The organism is Nocardia yamanashiensis NBRC 100130 (assembly GCF_001613325.1).
GTDB lineage: Bacteria > Actinomycetota > Actinomycetes > Mycobacteriales > Mycobacteriaceae > Nocardia > Nocardia yamanashiensis.
Genome location: NZ_BDCD01000025.1, coordinates 165406 through 191493, shown reverse-complemented (window position 1 = coordinate 191493; position 26088 = coordinate 165406). Strand labels below are relative to the sequence as shown.

At 68.3% G+C, this 26088-nt stretch carries 25 protein-coding genes and 1 pseudogene; 17 read left to right on the top strand and 9 right to left on the bottom strand.

The features are described from left to right. The 4 genes and pseudogenes from NY1_RS43820 to NY1_RS29575 all read left to right on the top strand — a co-directional run. Nucleotides 1-787, top strand: a pseudogene (locus NY1_RS43820) (hypothetical protein); the annotation flags it as partial. Between the two features lie 120 nt (nt 788-907). Then, entirely contained in the window at nt 908-2206 is a 1299-nt protein-coding gene (locus NY1_RS29585; RefSeq protein ID WP_439956051.1) for an Rv3212 family protein, read from the top strand. A gap of 31 nt (nt 2207-2237) precedes the next feature. Further along, on the top strand, nt 2238-2834 hold the full coding sequence (locus NY1_RS29580) for an acid phosphatase (protein ID WP_067720360.1): 597 nt from the start codon (nt 2238-2240) through the stop codon (nt 2832-2834). A gap of 15 nt (nt 2835-2849) precedes the next feature. Continuing rightward, nucleotides 2850-3329, top strand: a complete 480-nt coding sequence (locus NY1_RS29575; protein WP_067720358.1) for a GNAT family N-acetyltransferase — start codon at nt 2850-2852, stop codon at nt 3327-3329. Nucleotides 3330-3432: 103 nt separating this feature from the next. On the opposite strand, the gene NY1_RS29570 is transcribed toward NY1_RS29575, so the two are convergent. Then, nucleotides 3433-3837 carry a hypothetical protein gene (locus NY1_RS29570; protein ID WP_067720424.1) on the bottom strand — a complete coding sequence of 135 codons (405 nt, stop codon included), beginning with the start codon at nt 3835-3837 and terminating at the stop codon, nt 3433-3435. 78 nt (nt 3838-3915) lie between these two features. Here NY1_RS29570 and NY1_RS29565 point away from each other — a divergent pair, with 78 nt between their 5' ends. Together NY1_RS29565 and NY1_RS29560 are read left to right on the top strand one after the other, a co-directional pair. Continuing rightward, nucleotides 3916-4854, top strand: coding sequence for a diacylglycerol/lipid kinase family protein (locus NY1_RS29565; protein ID WP_067720356.1), 939 nt, complete (start codon nt 3916-3918; stop codon nt 4852-4854). A 256-nt stretch (nt 4855-5110) separates the two neighbouring features. Then, on the top strand, nt 5111-5365 hold the full coding sequence (locus NY1_RS29560) for a WhiB family transcriptional regulator (protein ID WP_011211115.1): 255 nt from the start codon (nt 5111-5113) through the stop codon (nt 5363-5365). A gap of 222 nt (nt 5366-5587) precedes the next feature. Here the strand turns inward: NY1_RS29560 and NY1_RS29555 are convergent, their stop codons facing one another. Together NY1_RS29555 and NY1_RS29550 are read right to left on the bottom strand one after the other, a co-directional pair. After that, nucleotides 5588-7102: a sensor histidine kinase gene (locus NY1_RS29555; RefSeq protein WP_067720354.1), complete on the bottom strand. Its 1515-nt coding sequence runs from the start codon at nt 7100-7102 to the stop codon at nt 5588-5590. A gap of 93 nt (nt 7103-7195) precedes the next feature. After that, nucleotides 7196-7411, bottom strand: coding sequence for a biotin/lipoyl-binding carrier protein (locus tag NY1_RS29550; protein WP_067720423.1), 216 nt, complete (start codon nt 7409-7411; stop codon nt 7196-7198). A gap of 90 nt (nt 7412-7501) precedes the next feature. Here NY1_RS29550 and NY1_RS45565 point away from each other — a divergent pair, with 90 nt between their 5' ends. Further along, nucleotides 7502-7576, top strand: a complete 75-nt coding sequence (locus NY1_RS45565) for a 50S ribosomal protein bL37 (RefSeq protein ID WP_115061593.1) — start codon at nt 7502-7504, stop codon at nt 7574-7576. An 82-nt stretch (nt 7577-7658) separates the two neighbouring features. On the opposite strand, the gene rsrA is transcribed toward NY1_RS45565, so the two are convergent. Together rsrA and NY1_RS29540 are read right to left on the bottom strand one after the other, a co-directional pair. Beyond that, nucleotides 7659-7925, bottom strand: a complete 267-nt coding sequence (gene rsrA / locus NY1_RS29545) for a mycothiol system anti-sigma-R factor (protein WP_067720421.1) — start codon at nt 7923-7925, stop codon at nt 7659-7661. Between the two features lie 8 nt (nt 7926-7933). Further along, nucleotides 7934-8668: a sigma-70 family RNA polymerase sigma factor gene (locus NY1_RS29540; RefSeq protein WP_233032965.1), complete on the bottom strand. Its 735-nt coding sequence runs from the start codon at nt 8666-8668 to the stop codon at nt 7934-7936. Nucleotides 8669-8910: 242 nt separating this feature from the next. On the opposite strand from NY1_RS29540, the gene ybaK reads away from it, so the two are divergent. The 4 genes from ybaK (at nt 8911) to NY1_RS29520 (ending at nt 12217) form a co-directional block, all read left to right on the top strand. Beyond that, nucleotides 8911-9405 carry a Cys-tRNA(Pro) deacylase gene (ybaK, locus tag NY1_RS29535; RefSeq protein ID WP_067720352.1) on the top strand — a complete coding sequence of 165 codons (495 nt, stop codon included), beginning with the start codon at nt 8911-8913 and terminating at the stop codon, nt 9403-9405. 111 nt (nt 9406-9516) lie between these two features. Then, complete coding sequence (locus tag NY1_RS29530) at nt 9517-10062, top strand: MarR family winged helix-turn-helix transcriptional regulator (protein ID WP_067720420.1); 546 nt, start codon at nt 9517-9519, stop codon at nt 10060-10062. Beyond that, a complete protein-coding gene (locus NY1_RS29525; RefSeq protein ID WP_067720350.1) occupies nt 10059-11744 on the top strand; it encodes an MDR family MFS transporter in 1686 nt (561 codons plus the stop codon). The genes NY1_RS29530 and NY1_RS29525 overlap by 4 nt, the downstream gene beginning before the upstream one ends. 170 nt (nt 11745-11914) lie before the next feature. Further along, nucleotides 11915-12217 carry a hypothetical protein gene (locus tag NY1_RS29520; RefSeq protein ID WP_157762542.1) on the top strand — a complete coding sequence of 101 codons (303 nt, stop codon included), beginning with the start codon at nt 11915-11917 and terminating at the stop codon, nt 12215-12217. A 33-nt stretch (nt 12218-12250) separates the two neighbouring features. Here NY1_RS29520 and NY1_RS29515 read toward each other — a convergent pair whose 3' ends face one another. Next, nucleotides 12251-13015 carry an SOS response-associated peptidase gene (locus NY1_RS29515; RefSeq protein WP_067720346.1) on the bottom strand — a complete coding sequence of 255 codons (765 nt, stop codon included), beginning with the start codon at nt 13013-13015 and terminating at the stop codon, nt 12251-12253. Between the two features lie 146 nt (nt 13016-13161). Between NY1_RS29515 and NY1_RS29510 the strand changes: the two genes are divergently transcribed. Further along, the gene (locus tag NY1_RS29510; RefSeq protein WP_067720344.1) at nt 13162-14673 is read left to right on the top strand and encodes an aldehyde dehydrogenase family protein; all 1512 of its coding nucleotides are present in this window, start codon (nt 13162-13164) and stop codon (nt 14671-14673) included. A gap of 127 nt (nt 14674-14800) precedes the next feature. Here NY1_RS29510 and NY1_RS29505 read toward each other — a convergent pair whose 3' ends face one another. After that, entirely contained in the window at nt 14801-15094 is a 294-nt protein-coding gene (locus NY1_RS29505) for a hypothetical protein (protein WP_067720342.1), read from the bottom strand. A gap of 116 nt (nt 15095-15210) precedes the next feature. Between NY1_RS29505 and aroA the strand changes: the two genes are divergently transcribed. The 4 genes from aroA (at nt 15211) to NY1_RS29485 (ending at nt 19086) form a co-directional block, all read left to right on the top strand. After that, nucleotides 15211-16518 carry a 3-phosphoshikimate 1-carboxyvinyltransferase gene (aroA, locus tag NY1_RS29500; protein ID WP_233434551.1) on the top strand — a complete coding sequence of 436 codons (1308 nt, stop codon included), beginning with the start codon at nt 15211-15213 and terminating at the stop codon, nt 16516-16518. Then, the gene (rsgA, locus tag NY1_RS29495) at nt 16455-17522 is read left to right on the top strand and encodes a ribosome small subunit-dependent GTPase A (protein ID WP_084535551.1); all 1068 of its coding nucleotides are present in this window, start codon (nt 16455-16457) and stop codon (nt 17520-17522) included. The genes aroA and rsgA overlap by 64 nt, the downstream gene beginning before the upstream one ends. Nucleotides 17523-17603: 81 nt before the next feature. Further along, on the top strand, nt 17604-18233 hold the full coding sequence (locus NY1_RS29490) for a nitroreductase family deazaflavin-dependent oxidoreductase (RefSeq protein ID WP_157762541.1): 630 nt from the start codon (nt 17604-17606) through the stop codon (nt 18231-18233). A gap of 376 nt (nt 18234-18609) precedes the next feature. After that, nucleotides 18610-19086 carry a DUF4352 domain-containing protein gene (locus NY1_RS29485; protein WP_233434550.1) on the top strand — a complete coding sequence of 159 codons (477 nt, stop codon included), beginning with the start codon at nt 18610-18612 and terminating at the stop codon, nt 19084-19086. A gap of 70 nt (nt 19087-19156) precedes the next feature. Here the strand turns inward: NY1_RS29485 and NY1_RS45190 are convergent, their stop codons facing one another. Continuing rightward, nucleotides 19157-22216 carry a helix-turn-helix transcriptional regulator gene (locus tag NY1_RS45190; protein WP_084535549.1) on the bottom strand — a complete coding sequence of 1020 codons (3060 nt, stop codon included), beginning with the start codon at nt 22214-22216 and terminating at the stop codon, nt 19157-19159. Between the two features lie 542 nt (nt 22217-22758). Here NY1_RS45190 and NY1_RS29475 point away from each other — a divergent pair. Then, complete coding sequence (locus NY1_RS29475; RefSeq protein WP_067720334.1) at nt 22759-23076, top strand: hypothetical protein; 318 nt, start codon at nt 22759-22761, stop codon at nt 23074-23076. A gap of 19 nt (nt 23077-23095) precedes the next feature. On the opposite strand, the gene NY1_RS29470 is transcribed toward NY1_RS29475, so the two are convergent. Continuing rightward, nucleotides 23096-25900 carry an AAA family ATPase gene (locus NY1_RS29470; protein ID WP_157762540.1) on the bottom strand — a complete coding sequence of 935 codons (2805 nt, stop codon included), beginning with the start codon at nt 25898-25900 and terminating at the stop codon, nt 23096-23098. Nucleotides 25901-26088 lie beyond the last annotated feature (188 nt).

The following is a 26088-nucleotide window of genomic DNA, read 5'->3' as shown; positions in this document are numbered from 1 at the left end:
AGCCTCGACCGTGGCGGCCACCGCCGCTGCCGAGCCCGCCACCCCGGCAGCAGCCGAGCCCGCGAAGGCTCCCGCCCGCAAGCGCGCCACCAAGGCGGCCCCCAAGGCCGCCGAGGAATCCGCCAACGGCGCAGCCGTAGTGGAAGAGGCCAAGGCCCCGGCCCGCAAGCGGACCCGCAAGACCGCCGAAGTCGAAGCGACCACCGAAGCCGCTCCGGCCCCCAGCGAGACCGCGGAACCCGTCGCCCCCAAGCGAACCCGCAAGGCCACCAAGGCCACCGCCTCCCCCGCCCCCGAAGCCGATGCCCCCGCATCCGCCGAAGCGGCACCGGAAGCGCCCAAGAAGCGGACCCGCAAGGCCAAGCCGGAATCGGAACCGGTCATGACCACCGAGGCCCCGAAGGCCCCCGCCCGCAAGCGGACCGCCAAGGCCGCCGAGGCGGCCCCGAAGGCCGAGGAAGCGGCACCCGCGGACGAGCCCACCAAGCCCGCCCGCAAGCGCGCCACCAAGAAGGCCGCCGCCGAGGTGACCTCCGCCGAGGAACCGGCCGCCAAGACGGTCCGCAAGCGCGCCACCAAAAAGGCAGCCCCGGCCGCCGAGGTGACGGAACCCGCTGCGGACCCGGCCGCCAAACCGGCCCGTAAGCGCGTCGCCAAGAAGGCCACCAAGGCAACCGAACCCGCCCCGGCCGCAGAGGCGGCCCCGGAGCCGGCCACCAAGCCCAAGGCCCGCCGCAAGAAGGCCGACGTGGTGATCGTGTCCGAATCCGTAGCGGCCATGGCATAACCGACACCATCTGCAAAGCGCCCGCACCCCAAGCAATTCCGAACGGTCATCCAGACCACCGGAATTCGCCAGGGTGCGGGCGCTCTTGTTTCCAGGATGGGGTCTTTCCGCAGGTGAGGGGTGGGATCGTTGTTGCGGGGGTCGGTGGTGGGGTGGGGATCGGATAGTCTCGCTGTCGTGCTCGCACCTGAGCGGCGGACGCGCGCCGATATTCGTGTTGCTGTCGCGATCGCTGTTTTGGTGGCGGTCGTGGCGGGGGTTGTGTGGTGGAAGAGTGAGGCTCGGAAGACCGAGTCGGTGACTGCTGGGCAGACGTTGTCGGCGTTGCCTACGCCGGAGCGGGTGCCGGAGGGGGTGCACGAGTTGTGGTCGCAGGCCGATGGGGCGGCTGCGCGGGCGATCGTGGTGGGGGGTGTGATGGTCACCGGGGATGGGGGGACGGTGACGGGGCGGAATCCGCTGACGGGGGAGCAGGTTTGGAAGTATCAGCGGGATTTGCCGTTGTGCGGGGTGGAGTCGCAGTTCGGGACTGTGGTTGCCACTTATAAGGTTGAGCGGGGGTGTAGTGAGACGACGCTGCTGAACGCGGAGACGGGGCAGCGGCTGACGGCTCGGTCCAGTTATATGGATGATCGGGTGCGGTTGTCGGTGGACGGGACCTACGTGCTCGCCTACGGAGATGATCGGCTGGAGATGTGGCGGTCGGATCTGGTGCGCACCTTGGAGTACGGGTATGTGGACGCGCCGGTGAATCCGCATACGCAGCAGCGGTCGGGGTGCACGCTGGTGTCGGCGGGGTCGGCGCCGAGCCGGCTGGCGGTGCTGGAGCGGTGTCCTGGAGAGAGCACGGACCGGCTGACCGTGCTGAATCCGGCGCCCAAGGACGCGACGGTGCCGGAGGAATACAGTTCGCATCGGATCGAGCTACCGGGCGCGGGGGTGGACGGGGCTCGCGTGCTCGCGGTGTCGGACAGCAGGATTGCCGTCTACTTCAACGGAAGCGGTTCCACCGCACCGGAATTCGTAGTTTTCGATACCTCCGGAAATATCGTCGGCACCCATCCGCTGTCCGCGCCCATGTCCGATCAGGCGATGGTTTCCCGGCTCAGCACTTCGTATTTCGTGTTCACCGGCAACAGCCTGATCGCCTTGAACTCCACCACCTTCGACCCGCTGTGGGGCATTCCGAACGCCCTCGGCACCCCGGCGCTCATGTCGGGCAAGCTGCTGGTGCCGGTCGCCGACGGCCTGAACGTGCTGGACCCGGTCACCGGCGCGCAGACGGGCCGAATCGCGGTGCAGCGCAGCGACTATCACGGCGAGCCGATTTCCCTGGCGGTACTCGGCCCGATCATCGCCGAGCAGCGCGGCGGCAAACTGTACGCACTCGGCACCGGCGCGGCACCCACCGGTTCCTGACGATCCCGCCCGCATCCGGCATGATCGACCCATGGCTGACGAATTCCGGCTGGTACTGCTGCGACACGGCGAGACGGAGTGGTCCGAGGCCCGCCGCCACACCGGCCGCACCGATATCCCGCTGACCCCCACCGGCGAGGCGCAGGCCCGCGCGGCCGGGAAACTCCTGGCCGGCCTGCACCTGCGGAATCCGCTGGTGCTCACCAGCCCCCGGCAGCGCGCCACCCGCACCGCCGCCCTGGCCGGCTTCCCGGACGCCATTATCGACGACGACCTGGTCGAATGGGATTACGGCGAATACGAGGGCCTCACCACCCCCGAGATCAGGAAGATGGATCCGGGCTGGACCATCTGGACCGGCGCGGTCCCCGAGGGCGAATCCGCCGAACAGGTCCGCAAGCGCGCCGACCACGTATTGGCCACCGTCACACCGGAATTGGCCACCCGCGACGTGCTGCTGGTCGGCCACGGCCATTTCTCCCGCGCGCTGATCGCCCGCTGGGCCGAATTCGACGTCGTCGAGGGGCGGCGATTCTTCATGCTGACCGCCGCGGTTACGTTACTGGGGCACGATCACGACGCCCGAACGGTGCTCGCGCACAATCTCGTTCCACCGCTCGACCAGTAACGAAGGAGCCGCCCCATGATCCGCCGCGCCACCCCCGCCGACGTCCCGGCGCTGGTCGAACTGATCCACGGCTTGGCCGAATACGAGAAGCTCGCCGAGGAATGCCATGTCACCGCCGAGCAATTGCAGGCCTCGCTGTTCGGCCCGAATCCCGCGGTCTTCGCGCACGTCGCGGAGTCCGATCAGGGCGTGGTCGGCTGCGCCATCTGGTACCTGAGCTTCTCCACCTGGGAGGGCACCCACGGGATCTACCTGGAGGACCTCTACGTCAAGCCGGAAGCCCGCGGCCTGCACCTGGGCCGCGATCTGATGGCGGCGCTGGCCAAGGAGGCCGTCGACAACGGCTACGCCCGGTTCGACTGGGAGGTGCTGGACTGGAACACCCCGTCCATCGACTTCTACAAAGCGCTGGGCGCCCAGCACCGGGCCGAGTGGTTCAGCTACCGCCTCAGCGGCAATGCGCTGACCCGCCTGGCCGCGCACGCCGACGACTGAACGGCCCGATCGGCCCGCTGCTGCATGCACCGCGCGGAGCGGTGAAAGGTCATGGACAACCGACCAGCAAACGCTCTGCGCGGCATTCAGCCGGGTTTACGACCTATTCGGCGTCGCCGTACCCGGCCGCCATCCACCGGCTGGAGGCCGGCGCGAACAACAGCACCAGGCTCGCGATGGCGACCAGCCCGAGCGGCACCCCGAACAGCGGCTGACTCGAGGTGAGCATGTACCAGGCCACCGGCACCAGCAGCAGATTCGCCAGCACCCCGATGGCCCGCGGCCACCGCTTCCCCAGCCACAGCCCGATTCCCGCCGCCAGCACCGCGCCGGACAGGATCGCCAGATAGGCCGCGGTCCCGTACCCGTTCACCACATGCTGGTCGGCCCCGCCGATCGCCCGCACCAGCAGCACGATCGCGACGATCAGCCCGACCGTGCCCTCCAGGGCGACGAGCGCACCGGCTCCGCGCACGGTCCCGGGCACACCACTGTTCTGCTCAGCCACGCGCACAGCCTACGACCGAGCGTCGTTACCCGAATGCCGGGAGCCCGGCGTGACGCGGACCTCAGTACCCTGTTTCGAGTGCGGACGCTGCTGATCGTGAATCCCAATGCCACTTCGACCACCCCCGCCACGCGCGACCTGCTCGCGCACGCATTGGAGAGCCGCACGCAGCTGACCGTGGCGCATACCGAGCACCGCGGGCATGCCGCCGAATTGGCGAAGTGGGCGGCCGACACCCGGATGGATCTGATCGTGGTGCACGGCGGCGACGGCACCGTGAACGAGACGATCAATGGCTTTCTGCCTTTGCCCGGCGAGCCGGAGCGGGAATGGCTGCCGCGGCTGGGAATCATTCCGGGTGGTTCGGCGAATGTGTTCGCGCGGTCGCTGGGTATCGAGCCGGATCCGGTGACCGCCACCAATCAGCTCATCGATTTGCTGGCCGATCATGCCGACCGCCGGATCGGGCTGGGATTGACCGAGGATCGCTGGTTCTGCTTCAGCGCGGGCGTCGGCTTGGACGCCGATGTGTGCGAGGCCATCGACGACAAGCGTGCGAACGGCAAAGCCGCCACGCCCGCACGGTATCTGCGCACCACGGTCAAACAGTTCTTCAAGGCCAAGCGCCGGGATCCCCAGGTGCGCCTCATGATTCCGGGTCACGAACCGGTCACGGAGGTGCATTACGCATTCGTGACCAACGCCAGTCCCTGGACCTACCTCGACAACACGCCGGTGATCACCAACCCGGGGACCGCGTTCGAATCCGGTCTCGGGGTGTTTGCCATGCGCACCATGGCCATCCTGCCCACCCTGATGATCGCTCGCCAGTTGCTGTCGCCCGAGGCAAACCCCAAGGGACACAATTTGTTTCGCGAGGACGATGTACCCTCGGTACGAATCGAGACCGACGAACCGATCGGGTTGCAAATCGACGGCGACTTCATCGGCCGACGCAACATGGTGAATTTCACAGCCGTCCCGGATATCCTCGATGTGGTCGCGCCGAAGCCTTAGAAGGCCCGACACACCTGAGAAACATCGGTGTTGCGCTGCGAAAACCCGCTCGACAGAGTAGAAAAGACACGGCAGACCCCCCATGTAGGGGTCTTACAGCGTGAGCTTCCCCACGGTGCACCAGGTATCTATTGACATCTACGGTGTTCGTGAAAGCATTCACAAGCAACCGTGCGGAAACATTCGAGTCGCACAAGTGAACGGACCACAAACCCGAGGGGCAGCGCCATGCGCGCCCTAGCAAAGGAGCAGAGGAATGGACTGGCGCCACAAGGCCATCTGTCGCGACGAGGATCCCGAACTGTTTTTCCCGGTGGGTAACAGTGGTCCTGCGCTCGCGCAGATTGCCGATGCCAAGCTGGTCTGCGCTCGCTGCCCCGTCACTGCCGATTGCCTGTCCTGGGCCCTGAAGTCGGGCCAGGATGCCGGCGTGTGGGGTGGTATGAGCGAAGACGAGCGTCGTGCGCTGAAGCGTCGCAACGCGCGCACCCGTACCCGTACCGTCGTCTAACTTTCGCTAGACGACACGGCGTTACGACCGAACCCCAGCCTCGCGGTCGCAACGCAATTCAGCCCGGCACCAATACAGGTGCCGGGCTTCAGTGTGTAAAGGGCAACTCTCGCAACTCTCAGGGGCTTCGCCCCCGAACCCCCGAACGAAAAATTCGGTGGCCGGGAACATGTCCCGCTGAACGGGATTCGATCTTTCGAACGAATTTTCGGACAGGACTTTTCAGCGGGCGGAGCGGCGTCCGAGGGGGACCCGCAATACGGCGTCGGTGCCGACATCCGCGCCCGGATGCAGGCCGATCGAACCGCCTAGCTCGGCGGTAACCAGAGTCCGGACAATTTGGAGGCCGAGCCGGTCCGACGCTTCCAGGCTGAATCCGTCCGGCAGACCGCGGCCGTCGTCGCTGATGATCACGTCGAGCCAGCGGGCCGACCGCTCGGAACGGATTGTTACCGTACCGTTTTCACCCGAGTCGAAAGCGTGCTCGATCGCGTTCTGCACCAGCTCGGTCAGCACCATGACCAGCGGCGTCGCGCGTTCGGCGGAGAACACGCCGAGCGAACCGGCGCGGCGGACCTTGATCCGGGCGGTGTGCACCGTCGCCACATCCGCCATGATCGGCAGCAGCCGGTCCACCACCTCGTCCAGATCGACTTCCTCGTCAACCGACATGGACAACATTTCGTGCACCGAGGCGATGGAGGTGACGCGCCGGACCGATTCGGTCAAAGCCAGTCGCGCTTCCTCGTTCTCGGTGCGCCGGGCCTGCAATCGCAACAAAGCCGCGACCGTCTGGAGATTGTTCTTCACCCGATGGTGGATCTCGCGAATGGTCGCGTCCTTGGACAGCAGCGCACGGTCGCGGCGCTTCACCTCGGTCACGTCACGGACCAGCACCGCCGCGCCCTTGAGCTCCCCGTGCGGGCGCAGCACCAGGGTGCGCAGCAGCACGGTCGCGCCGCGCGCCTCGACTTCCATTCGGCGCCCGGCCTTTCCGGCCAGCGCGGCTTGGATATCGCCGACGACTTCCTGCGCGTCGAACGGGTCGGTGATCAGGGAGCGGGTGGTCAGCGCCAGATCCTGGGCGACCAGGTCGTTCTGCAACCCCATCCGGTGATAGGCCGAGAGCGCGTTCGGACTGGCGTAGACCACGATGCCCTCGGTATCGAGCCGGATGAAACCGTCACCGGCGCGTGGGCTGGAATGCGATCCGGTGCGGTCCTCGAGCGCGGGCCAGGTGCCGTCGGCGACCATCTGGCACAGGTCGTCGGCGCAGGACATGTACGCGATCTCCAGGCCGGAGCGCATCTTGTGCCGCTGGCCGTCGGTGTCGCGGCCCAGAATGGCGATCACATCGTCGCCGACCCGCACCGGAATGGCCTCGCGAATGGCGTGCCCGGTGTGCGGGTGATAGACGGCGGTCTTCTCCGCGTCCGCGTCCACCCGCACGATCTCGCCGGTGAGCAGGGCTTCGAAGATGTGCGAGTTGGTTTCCTTGCCCGCCAGCGTGCTGACCAGGTCTTCGGGGTGCACGGTGGGCGCGGTGGTGGGCCGGCACTGCGAGACGCAGACGATATCCGCGCCCTCGGCCACCGGGCCGGTACCGACCCAGAGCGTCAGGTCGGCGAACGACAGGTCCGCCAGCAATTGCCAATCCCCGACCACCCGTTGCAGATGATCGACGGCCGCACCCGGTAGATCCGTATGCTCGGCCAGTAGATCGCTCAGTGTCGACACTTAACCCACACTCCTCTGTTCCCACGTCGAGGGTATGTTCCCACGCGTAGCAACCCTCGAGTGGTTCGCGCTGTGGCCGTGGCGGCCGCGACGCTAGGAGATGACGGCGATCAGGTCACCCTGCTGCAGGACGTCACCGGGCTTGACATTGATGGAGGCGACGGTGCCTTCGGTCTCGACGATGACGGGGATCTCCATCTTCATCGACTCCAGCATGATCACCGGCGCGTCGACCGCGACATGGTCGCCGACGGACACCAGGATCTCCAAGACGGTGGAAACCATCTCGGCGCGCACTTCCTCAGCCATGAACACCTCTCACTTCGTGTGACCTGTAGCCCCTGACGGTACAGCCAACCACACATGAAAGAATGTGTCGGACCGAAGGGAGATTTACCAATGGGTAAGCGTGGACGTAAGAAGCGTAGCCGTCGTAAGAACGGCGCCAACCACGGCAAGCGGCCGAACGCCTGAGCCGGAGCTTCAGCTCGAAAACTGCTGAGCGGCACCACTTCCCACCCGGGAAATGGTGCCGCTCAGCTGTTGCGGGGGTGTCTTATTCGACCGGTTCGATGCGGGTCTCGACCGCGGTGAAGGTCGTCCGGATCTCCATGGTCAGCCGCGCCCGCAGCGACTCCGGGGCCTTCTCGCCGCCGCACTTGCGGTTCAGCAGCGACTTCAGCTTCTCCTCCAGGCCGTACGCCTCGATGCACGGCGAGCACCGGTCGATGTGCTCCTTGAGCCGCGCCTTGGCGGTCTCGTCGCACTCGTTGTCCAGGAGCAGCCACACATCGGCGAGCACCGCCGAGCAGTCCAGGTCCATCTCGTCGCTCACTGGGTTACCTCCTGACGCGCATCGCTACCCGAACGGTTGAAGCCGCGTTCCCGCGCCACGTCCGCGAGCAGGCCCTTGAGCTGCTTGCGGCCACGGTGCAGCCGCGACATGACGGTACCGATGGGGGTTCCCATGATCTCGGCGATTTCCTTGTAAGGGAAGCCCTCGACATCGGCGTAGTACACCGCCATCCGGAATTCCTCGGGCAGCTCCTGCAGCGCGTGCTTGATGTCGTCGTCCGGCAGCGCCTCCAGGGCCTCCATCTCGGCCGAGCGCAGACCCGTGGAGGTGTGCTCGGCGGTGGCGGCCAGCTGCCAGTCGGTGATCTCGTCGGTCGGATACTGCGCGGGCTGGCGCTGCTTCTTCCGGTACGAGTTGATGTAGGTGTTGGTGAGGATGCGGTACAGCCAGGCCCGCAGGTTGGTGCCCTCACGGAAGGATTTGAAGCCCTGGTAGGCCTTGGCGAAGGTCTCCTGGACCAGATCCTCGGCATCGGCCGGATTGCGGGTCATGCGCAGGGCCGCGCCGTAGAGCTGATCGAGCAGCGGCAGCGCGTCGCGCTCGAATCGCTGCGCGAGTTCGGCGGCGGACTCGGCGCTGCGCGCACCGGTTTCGTCGCTTTCGCCCACTTCGTCGGTATCGACCGCTGAATCGTCGCCGGCGTCGATGTCGTCGCTGGTATCCGCGTCGTCATCGCGCAGGCGATCGACCATGTCGTCGTCGCTCGTCACGCTTGTCCCTTCGATCGCCGTAGCAATTGAATCTACCGCGAAGGGGGACCCCGCCTCGAAACCGGCAGGGGGCGCGAACAGCCAGGCCCGGGCTACTGCCGGGGGATCTAGGACCGGAGCGGTCACCGAATTCTCCTTCGATCTTGCTGGACCATTGCGCGCATCGTCTGCAACAGACCGAACGCACACCGTGTTCCCGGACGGCGGAAAACGGGTTGCGGACGCTGCTTAAGGTGAGGTCCATGGCTGCTGCTTCCACACCCGCGATCAAGGCTCTGGTGCAGGCGAAAGTGGACCACCGGGTACACGCGTACGAGCATGATCCGCGCAGCGATTCCTATGGGGCGGAAGCGGTCTCGGCCCTGGCCGCGGAACTGGGCATCGAGGCCGATCAGATCTTCAAGACGCTGGTGATCGAGCTGGGGTCGGGGGCGCTTGCCGTGGCGGTGCTGCCCGTGCCGACCAAGCTGTCGCTGAAAGCGGCGGCCGCCGCGCTGGGCGAGGGCAAAGCGGCCATGGCGGACAAGACCAAGGCCGAACGCACCACCGGGTACGTGGTGGGCGGGGTGTCGCCGCTCGGGCAGAAGAAGACGCTGCCGACGGTGATCGACGAGACCGCGCTGCTGTGGGATCGGGTGCTGTGCAGTGCGGGTAAGCGCGGACTGGAGATCGAACTGCGGCCCGAGGATCTGATCGGGCTGACGGGCGCGGTCACCGCGGACGTCGCGGTGAGCTGAACCACTCCCCCGGAAATCACTTGCCAAAGAGCAACTATCTCCACATACTTGCACGGTACAACTAGTTGATTAGTGCAAGCAGTTGCTAGAGGCAAGGAGGTGCACCCGGCCATGACCGAGGACCCGGCGACACCCGTATGCGTGATTCCGGACGACGTCATCGATGCCGTCGCCCTCCAGGTCATCCGCCTGGGCCGGCTGCGCGATCGCACCAATGCGCAGATCGCCGCCGCCACCCAGGGCGAGATCGAACCGGCCGCGTTCGCCATCCTGTTCCAGCTCATCCACAACGGGCCCATGCGCTCGGGGGCCCTGGCCGAGGCGTTGTACTCCGACGCTTCGACCATCAGCCGGCAGGTGGCCGCACTGGTCAAGAAGGGGCTGCTGGAGCGGCGCGCCGATCCGAACGACGGGCGGGTGAGCGTGCTGGCCATCACCGCGATGGGCCGCGAGGTCGCCACCGAGATCCGCGCCCGGCGCAACGAATCGCTGCGCCAGATCTTCGGCGACTGGCACGAGGACGAGCTCGACACCTTCGCGCGGCTGTTCGCGCGCTTCGTCGACGGCTACGAGCTCTCGCGCCAGACCATGCTGGCCGAATTGGCCGCCAAAGCCCCGCTGTTTCCGAAAACCGCAACCGCAGAGAGCAATTCGTGACGACAACAACTCAGACCGAACCGGTCTCCTCGGCCGGGTTCACTCACAAACAGATCATGGCGGTGCTGTCCGGCCTGCTGCTCGGCATGCTGCTGGGCGCGCTGGACCAGACCATCGTCTCCACGTCCATCCGCACCATCGCCGATGACCTGCAGGGTTATTCGATGCAGGCGTGGGTGACCACCGCGTACCTGATCACCGCCACGCTGGCGACGCCGCTCTACGGCAAGCTCTCGGACATGTACGGCCGCAAGCCGTTCTATCTGCTGGCCATCACACTGTTCGTCACCGGTTCGCTGCTCTGTACGCTCGCGCAGTCGATGTACGAACTCGCGGCGTTCCGGGCCTTCCAGGGCCTGGGCGCGGGCGGTCTGATGTCGCTGGCGCTGACCATCCTCGGCGATATGGTCAGCCCGCGTGAGCGCGCCAAGTACCAGGGCTACTTCCTGGCCGTCTTCGGCACCTCCAGCGTCGTCGGCCCCGTACTGGGCGGCATCCTGGCCGGTCAGGACCAGATCCTGGGCATCTCCGGCTGGCGCTGGGTGTTCCTGGTGAACGTGCCGCTGGGCCTGATCGCGCTGGTCGTGGTCTCGCGCGTGCTGCGGCTGCCCAAGGTGGACCGGCCCAAGGTCGCGGTCGACTGGCTGGGCGTGATGACCATGGCGGTCGGCATCGTGCCGCTGCTGGTGGTGGCCGAACAGGGCCGCGAATGGGGTTGGACCAGTGCCAATTCCCTCACCTGCTACATCGTGGGCGCGCTCGGCCTGCTCGGGTTCGTGGCCGTGGAGGCGAAACAGGGTGACGCGGCGCTGATTCCGCTGCGCATGTTCAAGAACACCACCTTCGCGCTCGGCGTGCTCATCTCGATCGTGGTGGGCGCGGCCATGTTCGGCGGCATCACCCTGATCCCGCAGTACCTGCAGGTGGTGCGCGGTTCCAGCCCGACCATGGCGGGTCTGCAGATGCTGCCCATGGTGGTGGGCATGATGGTGGCCTCGGTCATCTCCGGCCAGACCATCTCGCGGACCGGGCGCTACAAGTGGTTCCCGCCGATCGGCGCGACGCTGATCGTGGTGGGGCTGTTCCTGCTGCACTTCGTCACCGCCGACACCCAGCTGTGGGTGGCCATGGTGTTCATGCTGATCCTCGGCCTGGGGCTGGGCAACCTCATGCAGCCGCTGACGCTGGCGCTGCAGAATGCCTTGCCGCCCAAGGACATGGGCGTGTCGACGGCCGCGGCGACCTTCTTCCGGCAGATCGGCGGCACGCTGGGCGTGGCGGTGTTCCTGTCCATCCTGTTCGCGCAGGTCGGGCCGAATATCGGCAACGAACTGCAGGCTTCGGCCTCGCAGCCGGCGTTCCAGCAGGCGGTCGCGCAGGGCGTGCACTCGGACAATGCCGCCGAGGCGGCGCTGTCCAAGGGCCTGGTCGCGCACGACACCGCCGCCGCGGGTGAGGTGCTGAAGGACAGCTCGATCATCCAGCAGCTGAATCCGACGCTGGCGCATCCGTTCAAGGTCGGCTTCGCCGATGCCATGGACACGGTGTTCCTGGCGGCCGGTGGTGTGGCGGTGATCGCGTTGCTGCTGGTGCTGTTCTGGAAGGAAGTGCCCTTGCGCACCGCCGGTGGTATTCAGGCCCGCACCGAGAAAGAGGTCGAGGCTGCGGTCGAGGCCATCTAGCCCGGTCCACAGCTCTCGGGTCCCGTCCCCCGCTGCCTGCGCAGCGGGGGACGGATTTGAATAGAGTGATTTCCTGAAATGCGCTCCGGCCGCGATTCCATGGATCGCGGCCGGACGTGTGCGTTACTTGATCACGCCAGGTTCGCTCGACCCGAGGATGTGATCAGGCAATGTCTTCCCATAGGCGTATTCGCTCCATCGTGGTTATCGGCGCCGTCATCGCGGCGCTGGGTGCAGGACCCTTGACGCTCGCCACCGCCACCGCCGCTCCCGGTATCGAGGTTCCGGTGAAAGCGCCGGAGTACCCGCTCGGTCCGGAATCGAACGCGCCGGGTGAGCAGAAGCAGGACAAGAACGCGGAGAAGGCGGAGAAGGTCGGCAGCGGGGTGGCGACCAAGGCCATCGATACGACGGCCGGGCTCATCAAGTGCGGGCTGAATTTCGTACTGCCCTCGGTGAAGTGCAGTATCTGACCGCTTTTCGCAAGTCACCCTTACGGGCCGGGCTCAGATCAGGCTGATCTGCCCGGCCTGTTCGGTGACCTGGCCCAATAGGTCCGGGCCGTTGTTCTTGACGCTGTTCACCAGGGACGGCACCTCGCGGATCAGGATGTCGGAAACCGATTGCGGGCTCGGGGTTTCCAACAGCTCCGCCGGGGCGGGGTGATCCGGATCCAGCCAGGCGTCCCAGTGCGCGCGGGGCATCACCAGGGGCATGCGGTCGTGCACCTTGACCAGGTCGCCGACGGCGTCGGTGGTCAGGATGGTGCAGGACAGGATCGGCTGGGCGTTCTCCAGTTCGCGATCGCGCCAGACCGACCAGAGGCCCGCCATGTACAGGCGCTCGCCGTCCCCGCGCGACATGAAATACGGGCGCTTGAACGCCTTTCCATTGCCGTCGGTATCGGTGATCCACTCGTACCAGCCGTCCATGGGGACCAGGCAGCGGCGTTTCTTCACGGCATCGCGGAAGGACGCGGTGGTCGCGGCCTTGTCGGCGCGGGCATTGAACAGCGGTTTGCCCTTCACCGGCACGCCGGGCTCGGCGGCCTTGGTCCAAGGCGGGATCAGGCCCCAGCGCATGGCGCGGATGCGGAGCGCCGCCGGGTCCTCCGGATGGTCGCGGTCGTGCCGTTCGACCACCGTGAGCACCCGGTTGGTGGGGGCCACGTTGTAGTTCGGGTCGAACCCCTTGTCATCCGTCTCGTCGATGGCGTCGAGTTCGACGGCCAGCTTCGCGGGATTCGTCGTCGTCGCATACCGTCCGCACATAATCCCCATGCTGCCACCGGACACCGACAAAGTGCCGTCCGCGGGCCGCGAAAAATGTGACGTGCACATCTGATGTCGATTGACATCAGTTGCGGGGTGTGAGACGTTCGTCCCATCACACTCTCATCAAGGGACTGCCGCCAATCATGACTGCAACCGACGCCGCCGCCGCGCTCGATCAGGCCGACACGCTGACTTCCGTCAACCCTGCCACCGGCGAGGCGATCGCCACGTACAAGATCGACGACGAGGACGCGGTGCGCGCCGCCGTCGCCAAGGCCCGCACCGCCGCCGCCACCTGGGGTGCGCTGACCTACGCCGAACGCAAGAAGCATCTGCTGCGCTGGGGCGCCAAGCTGGTCGAGAAGTCCGACGAGCTGAGCGCGCTCATCCACGCCGAGAACGGCAAGCCGCTCGACGACGCCTTCCTGGAGTTGATGCTGGCGCTCGAGCACATCAAGTGGGCGGCTTCGAATGCCGAGAAGGTGCTCAAGCCCAAGAAGGTCTCCCCCGGTGCGCTGATGGCGAACTTCGCCGCGCATCTGGAGCAGCGGCCGCTGGGCGTGGTCGGGGTGATCGGGCCGTGGAACTACCCGGTGTACACGCCCAACGGGTCCATCGCCTACGCGCTCGCGGCCGGCAATGCGGTGGTGTTCAAGCCCAGTGAATTCTCCACGGGCATCGGCAATTTCGTGGCCAAGGCGTTCGCCGAGGCGAATCCCGAACTCCCCGACGGGGTTTTCGTCACCGTCAACGGATTCGGCGCCACCGGTGCGGCTCTGGTGAAGGCGGGCGTGGACAAGCTGGCGTTCACCGGTTCCACCGCGACCGGTAAGAAGATCATGGCCAGCGCGGCCGACACGCTCACCCCGGTGCTGCTGGAATGCGGTGGCAAGGACGCGGTGATCGTGGCCGCCGACGCCGATATCAAGGCCGCCGCGGATGCCGTGGCGTGGGGCGCTACCGCCAATTCGGGGCAGACCTGCGCGGGCGTGGAGCGCGTGTACGTGGACAAGTCGGTCGCTGAGCCGTTCATCGCCGAGGTGAAGCGGATTCTGAGCGAGGTGAAGCCGGGTTCGGATGCCAAGGCGTCCTACGGGCCGATGACCATGCCCAGCCAGATCGACATCGTGCGGCGGCATATCGAGGACGCGCTGAAGAACGGCGGCAAGGCCGTGCTGGGCGGACCGGAGTCGATCAAGGGTCCGTTCATCGAGCCGGTCGTCATCGTGGACGCCGACGAATCCTCGGATGCGGTGTGCGAGGAGACCTTCGGGCCGACCGTCACCATTCGCACGGTGAGCGGCGTGGACGAGGCCGTGGAGCTGGCCAACAAGAGCAAGTACGGGCTCGGGTCCGCCGTGTACTCCAAGAAGCAGGGTCTCGAGATCGCCCGCCGCCTGGATGTCGGCTGCACCTCGGTGAACTCGGTGCTGGCCTACGCCGCCATCTCCGGCCTGCCGTTCGGCGGCACCGGCGACTCCGGCATCGGGCGCATCCACGGCGCGCAGGGCCTGCTCGAATTCTCGCGTCCGCATTCGATCGCGGTGCAGCGCTTCACGATTCCCGGCATGGCGCTGCTGTCCTACACCCGCACCGAGCGCACCATGAAGCTGCTGCACAAGGTCGTCGGCCTGGTGCACGGGCGCGCGAAGTAGGAGACAACTCTCGTAACTCTCAGGGGTTCCCCTGAAACCCCTTGGGGCGCTGGAGTGTTCCTCGCCCCAGGGGGCACGCACGACGTGAAATGCCGGTCCTTGCGAGAGGGGACCGGCATTCGGCGTTTCAGTCGGTCGGCGGCAGTGGCGTGGGGGCGAAGAATTCTTCGAGGGGGGTGGGGCCGGTATAGCGGCGGCAGTTGCAGGGGACCCAGACTTTGAGGCCGGCGCCGGTCTTGCGGAAGATCTCCGCGTGGCAGGCGGCGGCTTCGCGGTCGTGCAGGGAGAGGTCGTGGCCGCAGCCGCACAGTGCGGTGGGTTGCGGGGCGGATTTGCGGGAGGGGGTGCGGCCGTATCTGCCGAGAATCCAGCCGCCGCCCAGCAGCGCGGCACCGGTGAGCAGGCTGAGGGGATCGAACACCCGAGTAGTATACGTACCTATATACGTATATGGCCAGTACGGGCCGGATAGCGGTTTTCCCGCTGGATAGGGGCGTGGACCCCCGGAAGGTATGCATCGTTTGGGAGAATGGTTCGGTGACTTTCTGGCCCGCGCCCCATGTCCGAGTTCCCGTGCACGCGACAGTGACCCTTCCGGGGTCCAAATCCATCACCAATCGAGCGTTGATCCTTGCCGCGCTGGCGGATCGCCCGTCGACCCTGACGGGCGCGCTGCGCAGCCGCGACACCAATCTGATGATCGACGCGCTACGGGCCATGGGCGCACGGATCGAAGGTGACGGCGAGACCCTCGAAGTCACGCCGCCGGGCGAATTCACCAGCGCCATGGTCGATTGCGGGCTCGCGGGCACCGTCATGCGCTTCCTGCCGCCGGTCGCGGCGCTCGCCAACGGCGATGTGGCGTTCGACGGCGACGAGCAGGCGCGGGTGCGGCCGCTGGGCACCATCCTGAACGCGCTGCGGGCGCTCGGGCTCGATATCGACGGCGACACACTGCCTTTCGTGGTGCACGGCACCGGAGCGCTGCGGGGCGGGCCGGTCACCATCGACGCCTCGGCGTCCTCGCAGTTCGTCTCCGGGCTGCTGCTCTCGGCGGCGCGCTTCGAGCAGGGCGTCACCGTGCATCACAGCGGTGCGGCGCTGCCGTCCATGCCGCACATCGAGATGACCGTGCAGATGCTGCGCGAGGCCGACGTGCAGGTGGACGCGCCCAAGGATCCGCGCCGGGCGCAGACCTGGACCGTCGCGCCGGGACCGATTCGCGCCGTGGACTGGGAGATCGAGCCCGATCTGTCCAATGCCACGCCGTTCCTGGCGGCCGCGGCCGTCACCGGCGGCGAGGTCAGCATTCCGCACTGGCCGCGGCTCACCACCCAGCCGGGTGACGTCATCCGCGAGATCCTGGTGCGGATGGGCGCCGAGGCGCGCATCTTCGACGGCGTGCTGACCGTGCGCGGGCCGGAACGCCTGGCGGGCATCGATATCGATCTGCACGATGTGGGCGAGCTGACGCCGACCGTGGCGGCCCTTGCGGCGCTGGCGGATTCGCCGTCGCGGCTGCGCGGCATCGCGCACCTGCGCGGGCACGAGACCGACCGGCTGGCCGCGCTCGCCACCGAGATCAACCGGCTCGGCGGCAAGGTCGCCGAGACCACCGACGGGCTGGAGATCGTGCCGAATCCGCTCACCGGCGGGCGCTGGCACTCCTACGCCGATCATCGGATGGCCACCGCGGGCGCCATCATCGGCCTGGCCGTGCCGGGCGTCGAGATCGAGGACATCGGCACCACCGCCAAGACCCTCCCGAACTTCGTCGCGCTCTGGGACGGGATGCTCGCCGACTCCGGGGTGGAACGCTCCGGCGGGGCGGGAGCGGGACACTGAGGCGGCGCGAGTACGACGAGTCCGATGTCCGGGTCCGCCCGGGCAAGGGCACCCGGCCGCGCACCAAGACCCGCCCGCAGCATCTGGACGCCGAGACGGCCATGGTCGTCTCGGTGGACCGGGGGCGGTGGGGGTGCGTGCTGGACGACGACCCGGAGCGCCGCATCGTCGCCATGCGCGCCCGGGAGCTCGGGCGCACGCCCATCGTGGTCGGTGATCAGGTCGATGTGGTCGGGGATCTGTCCGGGAAGCCGGACAGCCTGGCCCGCATCGTGCGGGTCACCGACCGGCGCACCGTGCTGCGCCGCACCGCCGACGACACCGATCCGTTCGAGCGGATCGTGGTGGCGAACGCGGAACAGTTGTTCATCGTGGTGGCGCTGGCCGATCCGCCGCCGCGCACCGGGTTCGTGGAGCGGGCCATGGTGGCGGCGTATGTCGGTGGGCTGCAACCTATTCTGTGCCTGACCAAACACGATCTGGCCGCCGAATCCGAATTCGCCGCCGCCTTCGAGGATTTGGATCTCACCATCGTCTACGGCGGGATCGAGGATCCGCTGCAGCCGGTGGTGGATCAGCTGCACGACAAGCTCACCGCGTTCATCGGGCATTCGGGGGTGGGCAAGTCCACGCTGGTGAATCGTCTTGTGCCGGACGCGGAACGGGCCGTCGGCGTGGTCTCCGGCGTCGGCAAGGGCCGCCACACCTCCACCCAATCGGTCGCGCTGCCGCTGCCCGGCGGGGGCTGGGTCATCGACACCCCCGGCGTACGCTCGTTCGGCCTGGCGCACATCACCCCCGACGATGTGATCAGCGCCTTCAGCGATCTCGCCGAAGCCATCGAGGACTGCCCGCGCGGCTGCACCCATCTCGGCCCGCCCGCCGACCCGGAATGCGCGCTCGACAATCTGCCCGGCAAGGAACGCCGGGTCGCCGCCATCCGCCTGCTCCTCAATGCCCTCAATTCCAACGACCCGTGGTTCCGTAGCGCGTCGTCGGACTGAAACCCCCTCTCCCGCAACCGTTTCCACCCCGGGTGGCGATTCATCCTGCGAATAATGAGACTCCGGTCTAGTCTGGCGTACATGGACGCCGAAGTGCCGGACGTTCCGGCTCGCGATTTCTCGCCTCCCGATTACCCACTGCCACGGAAACGAATTCCGCTCCGTGAGCGGCTGCGTAAACGCAGTTCGAAGCGGCGGCCCTCCGCCGCCAGGCCCGGTGAGCACGCCCGCTGGAACCCCCTCCCCAGCATCGGACGGGCGCTGGCCCGCCGCCCGATAGTCATGCGCACCGCCCCCGCCGTGGTCGCACTGGAAAAAGTGACCCGCCGCCTCACCAAGGGCCGCAAGGGAGTCCTGGACCTGGCCGGCCTGCCCGCCCTCCAGCTGACGGTCAACGGCCGCCGCACCGGCCTCCCCCGCACCGTCACCCTCCTCTACGTCCCCGACCTGGAAGACAACAAGGTCTTCCTCCTCATCGGCTCCAACTGGGGCCAGCACCGCCACCCCTCCTGGTCGGCCAACCTCACCACCGCCGACCACGCCGAACTCCACGTGAACGGCGAACACTTCACCGTCAACGTCCGCCAGCTCACCGGCATAGACCGCGAACGCGCCTGGCAACGCGCCCTCACCTTCTGGCCCGGCTACGCCATGGAACAACGCCTCGCCGGCAACCGCCGCTTCCGCCTGTTCGAACTCACCCGAGCCTGACCCGGCTCGCCCAGGGGCGCCCGGCGCCGTGTCCCCCTGCGGCGATCGGCGAGTGGTTTTACCGCTTTGTCCGATCGCATTTTTTCTGTGTAACGCTTCCTCGTAGCAGAGCCATACATCGTTCGAACACAGCCGCACCGGCCGGAAATCGCCGGACGCTTACTCGGCGCAGTGCGCGCCGAACGATGTCGAATATGCCGCACGACTTGATGAATCGGCGGTAATCACTCCTGCTACGCAAGGGAATTTCCACGTCATGAGCAATGCGCAGATGCCGCAATCCTGGCCCAACGGTCAACCTCCGGTGCCGAATTATCCACCGCCGCAGAAGAAACGGGCCGTGTGGCCGTGGGTGCTGGGTGGATTCCTCGCGTGCGTGGTGCTGCTGTTCGGCGGGTGCGCTGCGCTGATCAGCGGGATCGCCAGTGAGGCCGGCAAACAGGAGGAGAAGCGGACCACCGCGGCGGCGGCCGGGACGGAGGTGCGGGACGGGAAGTTCGGATTCTTGGTCACGCGCGTCGATCCGCCGGTGAATACGTTGGGGGACAACGAGTTTTTACGTAAGGACGCGCAAGGGGAGTTCGTGCTGGTTTACGTCGATGTCCGGAATACCGGGAATTCGGCGCAGACCTACTTCGGTGACAATCAGAAGCTGGTCGATGATCAAGGGCGGTTGTTCACCAACGACACGGCGGCGGAGATGAATGTCAATAAAGATCTGGTCGCGGAGATAAATCCCGGGAACAAGCTGTCGGTGGTGCTGGTTTTCGATGTACCCAAGGGGACTTCGCCCGCGGCGATCGAATTCCATGACTCGATGTTCTCGGGTGGGGCGCGGGTCGCGGTCAAATAGGCCGGGCGGCTGAGAGATCGACCCGGGGAAGCGGTGCGGCGGGGTGAATGTGCCTGCCGCGCCGTGGGTTTCAGCGGGGGCGGATGATTCGGAGGCCGTTGTCGAAGTCGACTCGGGCCAGTTCGCCGCGGCCGCTGAGGCCTAGTTTTTCGAAGATGCGGGACAGGTGGTGGCCTACGGTGCGGGGGCTGAGGATGAGTTCGGCGCCGATTTCGCGGTTGGTCATGCCTTGGGCGGCCAGCTGGGCGACTTTGAGTTCTTGCATGGTGAGGGGGCTTTCGCCCAGGGCGGCAGGGGTTTTGGGGCGGGGGACGGTGAGTTCCAGTTCGCGGCGGGCGTTGTCGGACCAGGGGGCGGCGTCCATCAGGTCGAAGGCTTCGGCGGCGGTGCGGAGTTGTTCGGCGGCATCGCGGCGGCGGCGGGCGCGGCGGAGCCATTTGCCGTAGAGCAGCTGGATGCGGGCGCGGGCGAAGGTGTGGTGGCCGGTGGCGTCGACGGCCAGGGCGCGGCGGTAGCAATGGTCGGCGCGGTCGTCTTCGCTGAGCAGGGCGCTGCAGGTGTAGGCGGCGGCGATGGCCCAGGGGGCGCGGGTGCGCAGGGCCCAGGCGCGGATCAGATCGGTGTAGTCGGCGGCCTCGTCGAAACGGCCGGCGCGGGTGGCGGCTTCGACCAGGTCGACGGCGGCCAGGCGGGCCAGGGTGGGGTGGCGGGCCTCATGGCCGGCGGTGACCAGGGCCCGCAGGCGCAGGTGGGCGGTTTCGGGGTCGCCGACGGTGAGGGCGTGGAAGCCCTGGTGCCAGTAGGAGGCGGCGATCAGGAAGGTGGCATTGCGCGGGCGGGCCAGCAGCTGGGCGTTCTCCGCGCTCTCGGCGACATCGGCGGCATTGCCGCGCAGGGCGGCCAGGCGGGCGCGGATCGTCCAGCATTGGGCCAGGACATTGTCGGTATCGCCGGCGCGGGCCAGGTCGAAAGCCTCGGCGAGCGTGGACTTTCCGGCTTCCCAGCGACCGGTGGCGAGTTGCAGGATGGCGAGTTGCGGGAGCAGTCCGATCGCGCCGGTGTGCGCGCCCGTCATCTGCAATTGCGCCGCCACCCGGGTGTAGGACTCCACCGCCCGATCCGCCAGCCCCCAGGCCATGACCTGCGCGGCGGGCGGCAGCAGCCGGGCCGCCACGGCGGGATGCGTTGCCGTATGCGCGATTTCGAGCTGACCGGTGATCGGCTCCAGGTCGTCCGCACCCGTCGCCCAGCGCGATCGCGCTGCCAGCAAACGCAATTGGGCCGCCGTCTCCGCGTCCACCACCGCGGTATCGCGCAGCAGCATGGTGCCCGCCCGCGCCATATCGCCCGTGATCAACTCCAGCATGCCGGCCAGCCCGCCCCCGGCCGCCGCCACCCGCGCCGCCGAGGTCCGCGTCGCCGCCAGCGCCAGCAACCGCCGCGCCGATTCGATATCCCCACTGTCCCAAGCGAACCGGGCCGCCAGCGACAACCGCACCCCGGCGGCATCGGACTCCGGGGTAATGGCCGCCGCCCGCCGCAACATCGCCGCCGCGGCCGCCGGACCGTACCGCGCCCGCACCCGCTCGGCCCCGGCAGCGAGCGCGTCCGCCAGCTCTCCGTCCGGCCCGTCCGTGGCCATGGAGCTGTGCCAATTCCGCAGATCCACCACGCTTTCGAGCCCGCCGTGCGCAACGCTCTCCGGCACGTCACCCGAATCGCCCCGACCGGCGGGCAAAATGGTGAACCCCGCCGCGCCACCCGAATCACCTCGGCCGCCGGGCATAGCGGTGAACCCCGCCGCGCCACCCGAATCACCTCGGCCGCCGGGCATAGCGGTAAACCCCACTGCGCCACCTGGCCCACCGAGGCCGCTCGGAACGACCGCGGAAGCTCCCGGCCGGTCGCCGGCACGACCTTCGGAAACTGCAGCGGTGTCCTCCGGCCTGCCGTTCGGGGCGCCACTGCCCGACGTTGCAGCGGGAATCGTCAGGGCGGCGGCGAGGGCCTGGTGGATGGCGCGGCGCCGGGCGCGCGGGAGGGCGTCGTAGGCGGCGTTGCAGAGCAGGCGGTGCCGTTGTTCCACGCGCCCGTCGCCGAGCGCGAGCAGGCCGGTGGTGAGCGCCTGCTCCCAATCGGCGGGGGTGACGCCGAGTGCGGTGGCGGCGGTGGTGACGGCGGCGATGATGCCGCGGTCCTCGGCGGCGGCCAAGGCCAGCAGGGTGCGCAGGCCGGCGGGGAGAGCCGCCAGGCGGGGCGCGAAGGCCGAACGCAGGCGCGGACCGAGCGGGACCGGACCCCAGGCGATGCCGGCGAATTCCTCGGCGTCCACTGGAAGTTCGCGGAGCGCCAGCGGGTTGCCGGCGGCGACGGCCAGGGCGCGGGCGGTGCGCGCGGCCCCGCGGGCGCCGCCCCGACGAGCCAGCAACAGGCGAGCGTCCGGGGCGGACAGGGTGCGCAGCCGGTGCGCGGGCAGGGCCTCCCAGGCGGTGCCCGCCGGGTCGTCGGGGAGGGTGACGAACAGGACGACCGGGCTGGCGGCGAGGCGGCGGACGGCGAAGACGAGGGCTTGCGCGGTGGCGCGGTCGATGAAATGCGCGTCGTCGATGAGCAGGAGCAGCGGGCGCGCGGCGGCGGTCGCGGACAGCAGGGTGACCAGTGCGGCGCCGACCAGGAAGCCGTCCGCCGCACCGGTATCTCGGCGCGGGGAAAGGTCCGGCGGCGCACCGGAATCGCGGTCCGGAGCGGCCGCCGACCCGCCGTGACCGTGCAGTCCCAGCGCGGCGCCGAGCGCGGCGGCCTGCGGTTCGGGGAGGGTGTGGAGGCGGTTTTCGAGGGAAAGCAGGAGTTCGTGCAGGGCCGCGTAGGGCAGGCCGGCTTCGGCCGCGGCGCCATTGCAGGTGAGGGTGCGGAAGCCGGTGGCGCGGTCCGCGATATCGCGCAGCAACGCGGTGCGGCCGATGCCGGGGTCGCCCCACAGCACCTGGGTGCCGCCGCGACCGGCGTGCGCCGCGGTCAGCAGCTGTTCCGTGTCGGTCTGCTCGGCTCCCCGTCCGAGTAGGCCGTGTTCATGCCCTGCCCCGATCACCTCGGCAATCGGCTGGCAATCAATTCCCTCGCCCCAGTTCATCCTGGTCAAATAGATATCACGTGAATATCACATGTCGGTCACATCAGACCGACCGATACAGTGACCGATTTAGCCGTCAGCGAGGGTGATGTACGGGCTGATCAGGCTTTCCTCTACATCGTTACCCACCATGTCACGACGCAAACCTATTGGTGGACAAACCTGTCTCCACCTGGGCGGATCCTCGGCCTGCGGCAAGTCGGCGAGCCGTCGCCCGCAGCGGGATAGGCGGCCATACCCGAGCCTGGGCCGCGAACCCTTCACCACGAAGTTTTCTATTTCGATCCCAAATGCCCGACCGGAAAGTCCGCTGATCGCAATTAAGTCCGCGACGACTTCGAAAGAAGCACACAAAGACCATTCCGGCCGGGGAAATCGAGCCGCCGAGTCACCCGGAACATCGGGGAGTTATCGGTGCGCCTGACCCGCACGGCCCCGGCGGCCCCGACCGCGACGGCACCCTCGGGCCGTCCCCGCCACCGCCGGCGCGGGCGAAGTTCGCCCGGGATGCGCTCGCGGCCGGAAATCGCTAGCCTTCCGGCGTGGAAGACCATGAGCGCAATGATTTTTCGCCGCTCCTAGACGACGATCTCGGCCCCGGCGCCCCGGTGACGCCCGAAGTGCGCGTCGGCCGCAACGACGACGGGCAGCCGCTGCCCGAATGCGTGCGCTGCGGACGGGACGCGGTGCTCTATCTGCGCGCCGTCTGGCTTTCCACCCGCGCCATGCTCGACGGCGACACCGATGTGGACAGTCACATCCACGTGAATTCCTGCGGTCCGTGCGCGGGCAGTGTGGCGGGCATGATTCTGATCAATTGGGATCCGCGCTATTGGGGCGAATCCGTGCAACTCGACTGACGCCGGAAACCCTTGCCGCTCAACGCGGGCGGACGATCCGCAGCCCGTTGTCGAAGTCGATGTCGGCGAGTTCGGCGCGCCCGGCCAGGCCCAGCTTGCCGAAGATCCGGGACAGGTGATGGCCGACGGTGCGCGGGCTCAGCACCAGTTCCGCGCCGATGGCCCGGTTGGTCAGCCCCTGCGCGGCCAGCCGCGCCACCCGCAATTCCTGGGCGGTGAGCACCGAATCGGTGCTGTGGCCGGTGGTGGGGGCGGGGCGGCGGCCGGTCAGGTCGAGTTCCTGCTGGGCGCGTTCCACCCACGGCGTCGCGCCCATGTACCCGAACGCTTCCCGCGCGGCCACCAGCTGCTCGGCCGCGTCACCGCGCCGGCGGGCCCGGCGCAGCCACTTGCCGTAGAGCAGCCGGATGCGGGCGTGCGAGAGATCGTGGCGGGTGCGCCGCTGCGCCAGCGCCCGGCGGAAGTGATACTCCGCCTGCTGATCCGGGCTCAGCAGCGCGCGGCAGGCGTGCGCGGTGGCGACGGCCCAGTCGGCGCGGGAGCGGATCGCCCAGTCGCGGATGGTCTCGTAGTACTCGGTGGCGTCGGTGAGCCGGCCGACCCGGAAGGCGGCCTCGACCATGTCCAGGGCGGCCAGGCGCGCGTAAGTGGTGTGGCGGGCGTCGTGCCCGGGCTGTGCGAGCGTGCGCAGGCGCAGGTACGCGGTCTCGGGATCGCCGGCCGAGAGGGCGTGGAAGCCGAGATGCCAGTGCGAGGAGGCGATCAGCGCGTGCGAGCGCACCGGGCGGGCCAGCGCCAGCGCCCGATCGAGATTGTCCAGCGCGGTCTCCGAATCCCCGCGCAGCGAAGCGATTTTCGCCTGCATGTTCAGGCATTGCGCCAGCACATTGCCCGCGTCGCTGGGCCGCGCCAGCTCCAGTCCCTCGGCCACGGTGGCCGTCGCGGAATCCCAGCGCCCCGTAGCGAATTGCACGATGGCCAGCTGCGGCAGCATGAGCAGCGCCGCCGACCGCGACACCCCGCGCAGATACGCGGCCGCTGCGGTGTACGGTTCCAGCGCCGCATCCGCCAGCCCCCACAGCAAAACCAAAGGCGCGGGCGGCAATTGGTGCATGGCGGTGCTGATGTGCGGCGCCGTCCGGAACACCTCGAACCCGCCGGGCGCCGGATGCGCGTCCTCGAGCCCCGCCGCCCAGCGCGCCCGCTCCGCCATCTCCCGCAGGCTCTCGCCCAGGCCCCCGCCGATCACAGCCGCATCCCGCAGCAGGAACGCACCGGCCCGTTCCGGCTCTCCCGCAACGAATTCCAGCAACCCCGCCATTCCCCCGCTGGCGGCCGCCACCCGATCCGCCCCGATCCGCTCCCCGGCCCGCTCCAGCAGCCGCCGCGCCGATTCGATATCCCCACCGCCCCAAGCGAACCGAGCCGCCGTGGCCAAACGCTCCCCCGCATCCCCCGCATCCGGCGTGATAGCGGCCGCCCGCCGCAACAAAGCCGCCGCCCCCAACGACCCGAGGTGGCCGCCGTCCGAATGCGGGCGGCTGCCGTCCCATTGCGAGTAGCCGCCTTCCGGCGGTGGGGTCGAGCCCGAGGTAGCGCCGGGCGCCGACCGGGTCTCCGACGATTCGTTCGCGGCGTGCGGTTCGCACCGGGACGGCGCTTCGTGCTCGTCGCGCACCGATCCCAGGAGGGCGGCCGTGGTGCCGCCGAGGTGGTGGGCGGTGTGGGTGAGGGCGGCGGCGGTGGGTTCGTGGGGTCCGGCGAGGGCTGCGGCCTCGTGCCAGTGGCGATGTTCGGGATGGGTGGTGGCGGCGGCCAGGGCGCGGTGGATGGTGCGGCGCTGATCGGGAGCTGCGGCGTCGTAGGCGGCTGCGCAGAGCAGGCGGTCGCGCATGTCGATGCGGCCGTCGCCGACCGTCAGCAGCGCCGCGGATTCGGCTTGCTCCCAGGCGGTTTCGGGAATGCCGAGGGTGGCGGCGGCCCGGCTGACCGTGCACAGCGCACCGGTGTCCTCGGCCGCTACGGCGACCAGGAGAGCGCGAACCGGATCGGGGAGATCGGCCAGGCGGTCGGCGAAGGCGCGGCGCAAACGGGGGCCGACGGGGATCGGGCCGCGGGCGGTGCCGGCGAATTCCTCGGCGCCGATGGGCAACTCGTGCAGGGCGAGCGGGTTGCCCGCGGCGGCGGTCAGGATGCGGGCCGCCCGCAGCGCACCGAGGTCGCCGCAGCGCTCGGTCAGCAGCTGCCGCGCGGCCGGTTCGGCGAGACCCGCGAGCGGCAGGCTCGGCAGCCGATGCCAGGCGGTGCCGGCGGGATCCTCGCGCAGCGCGCACAGTAGCGCGATCGGGGCGGCGACGAGCCGGCGCAGGGCGAACAGCAGCGCGTGCACGCTGGCGGCGTCGAGCAGGTGGGCGTCATCGACGATCAGCAGCACCGGACCGGTGGCGGCGAGTTGCGAGAGCAGCGTGACCAGGGCCGCGCCGACCAGGAAGCCGTCCGCGGGACCGGACTCCCGGCCGAACGCGCGAGCCAGCGCATGCGCCTGCGGCTCGGGCAGGTCGCCCGTCGCCCCGGTCAGGGGCAGCAGGAGTTCGTGCAGGGCGGCATAGGGAAAGGGCGATTCGGCCGCGCGACCGTGGCATTCGAGGAGATGGAACCCTTCGGCCCGGGTGACGGCGTCGCGCAGCAGCGCGGATTTGCCGATACCGGATTCGCCGTACAGGGCGAGGGTGGCGCAGCGGCCGGTGCGGGCCGTTTCCAGCGCCCGCTCGATATGTCGTTGTTCGTGATCCCGGCCGTACATCCCCAACCCCTCGTTAAGCACGCGAGAAGTATTGCCCGTTAATTACCGGCAATCAAATTCGTTAACGTCCATCCTTATGTAGGAAATCACATGTAACGAAACGCGTTCGGGGACGAACACCGCGCCCCGGAACCCCCGCTTCGATGACCGATTTCCGCAGGCCAGCCATCGCCTAGCATCCTTCGCGGCGCGAAAGCGGGCCACCGGAA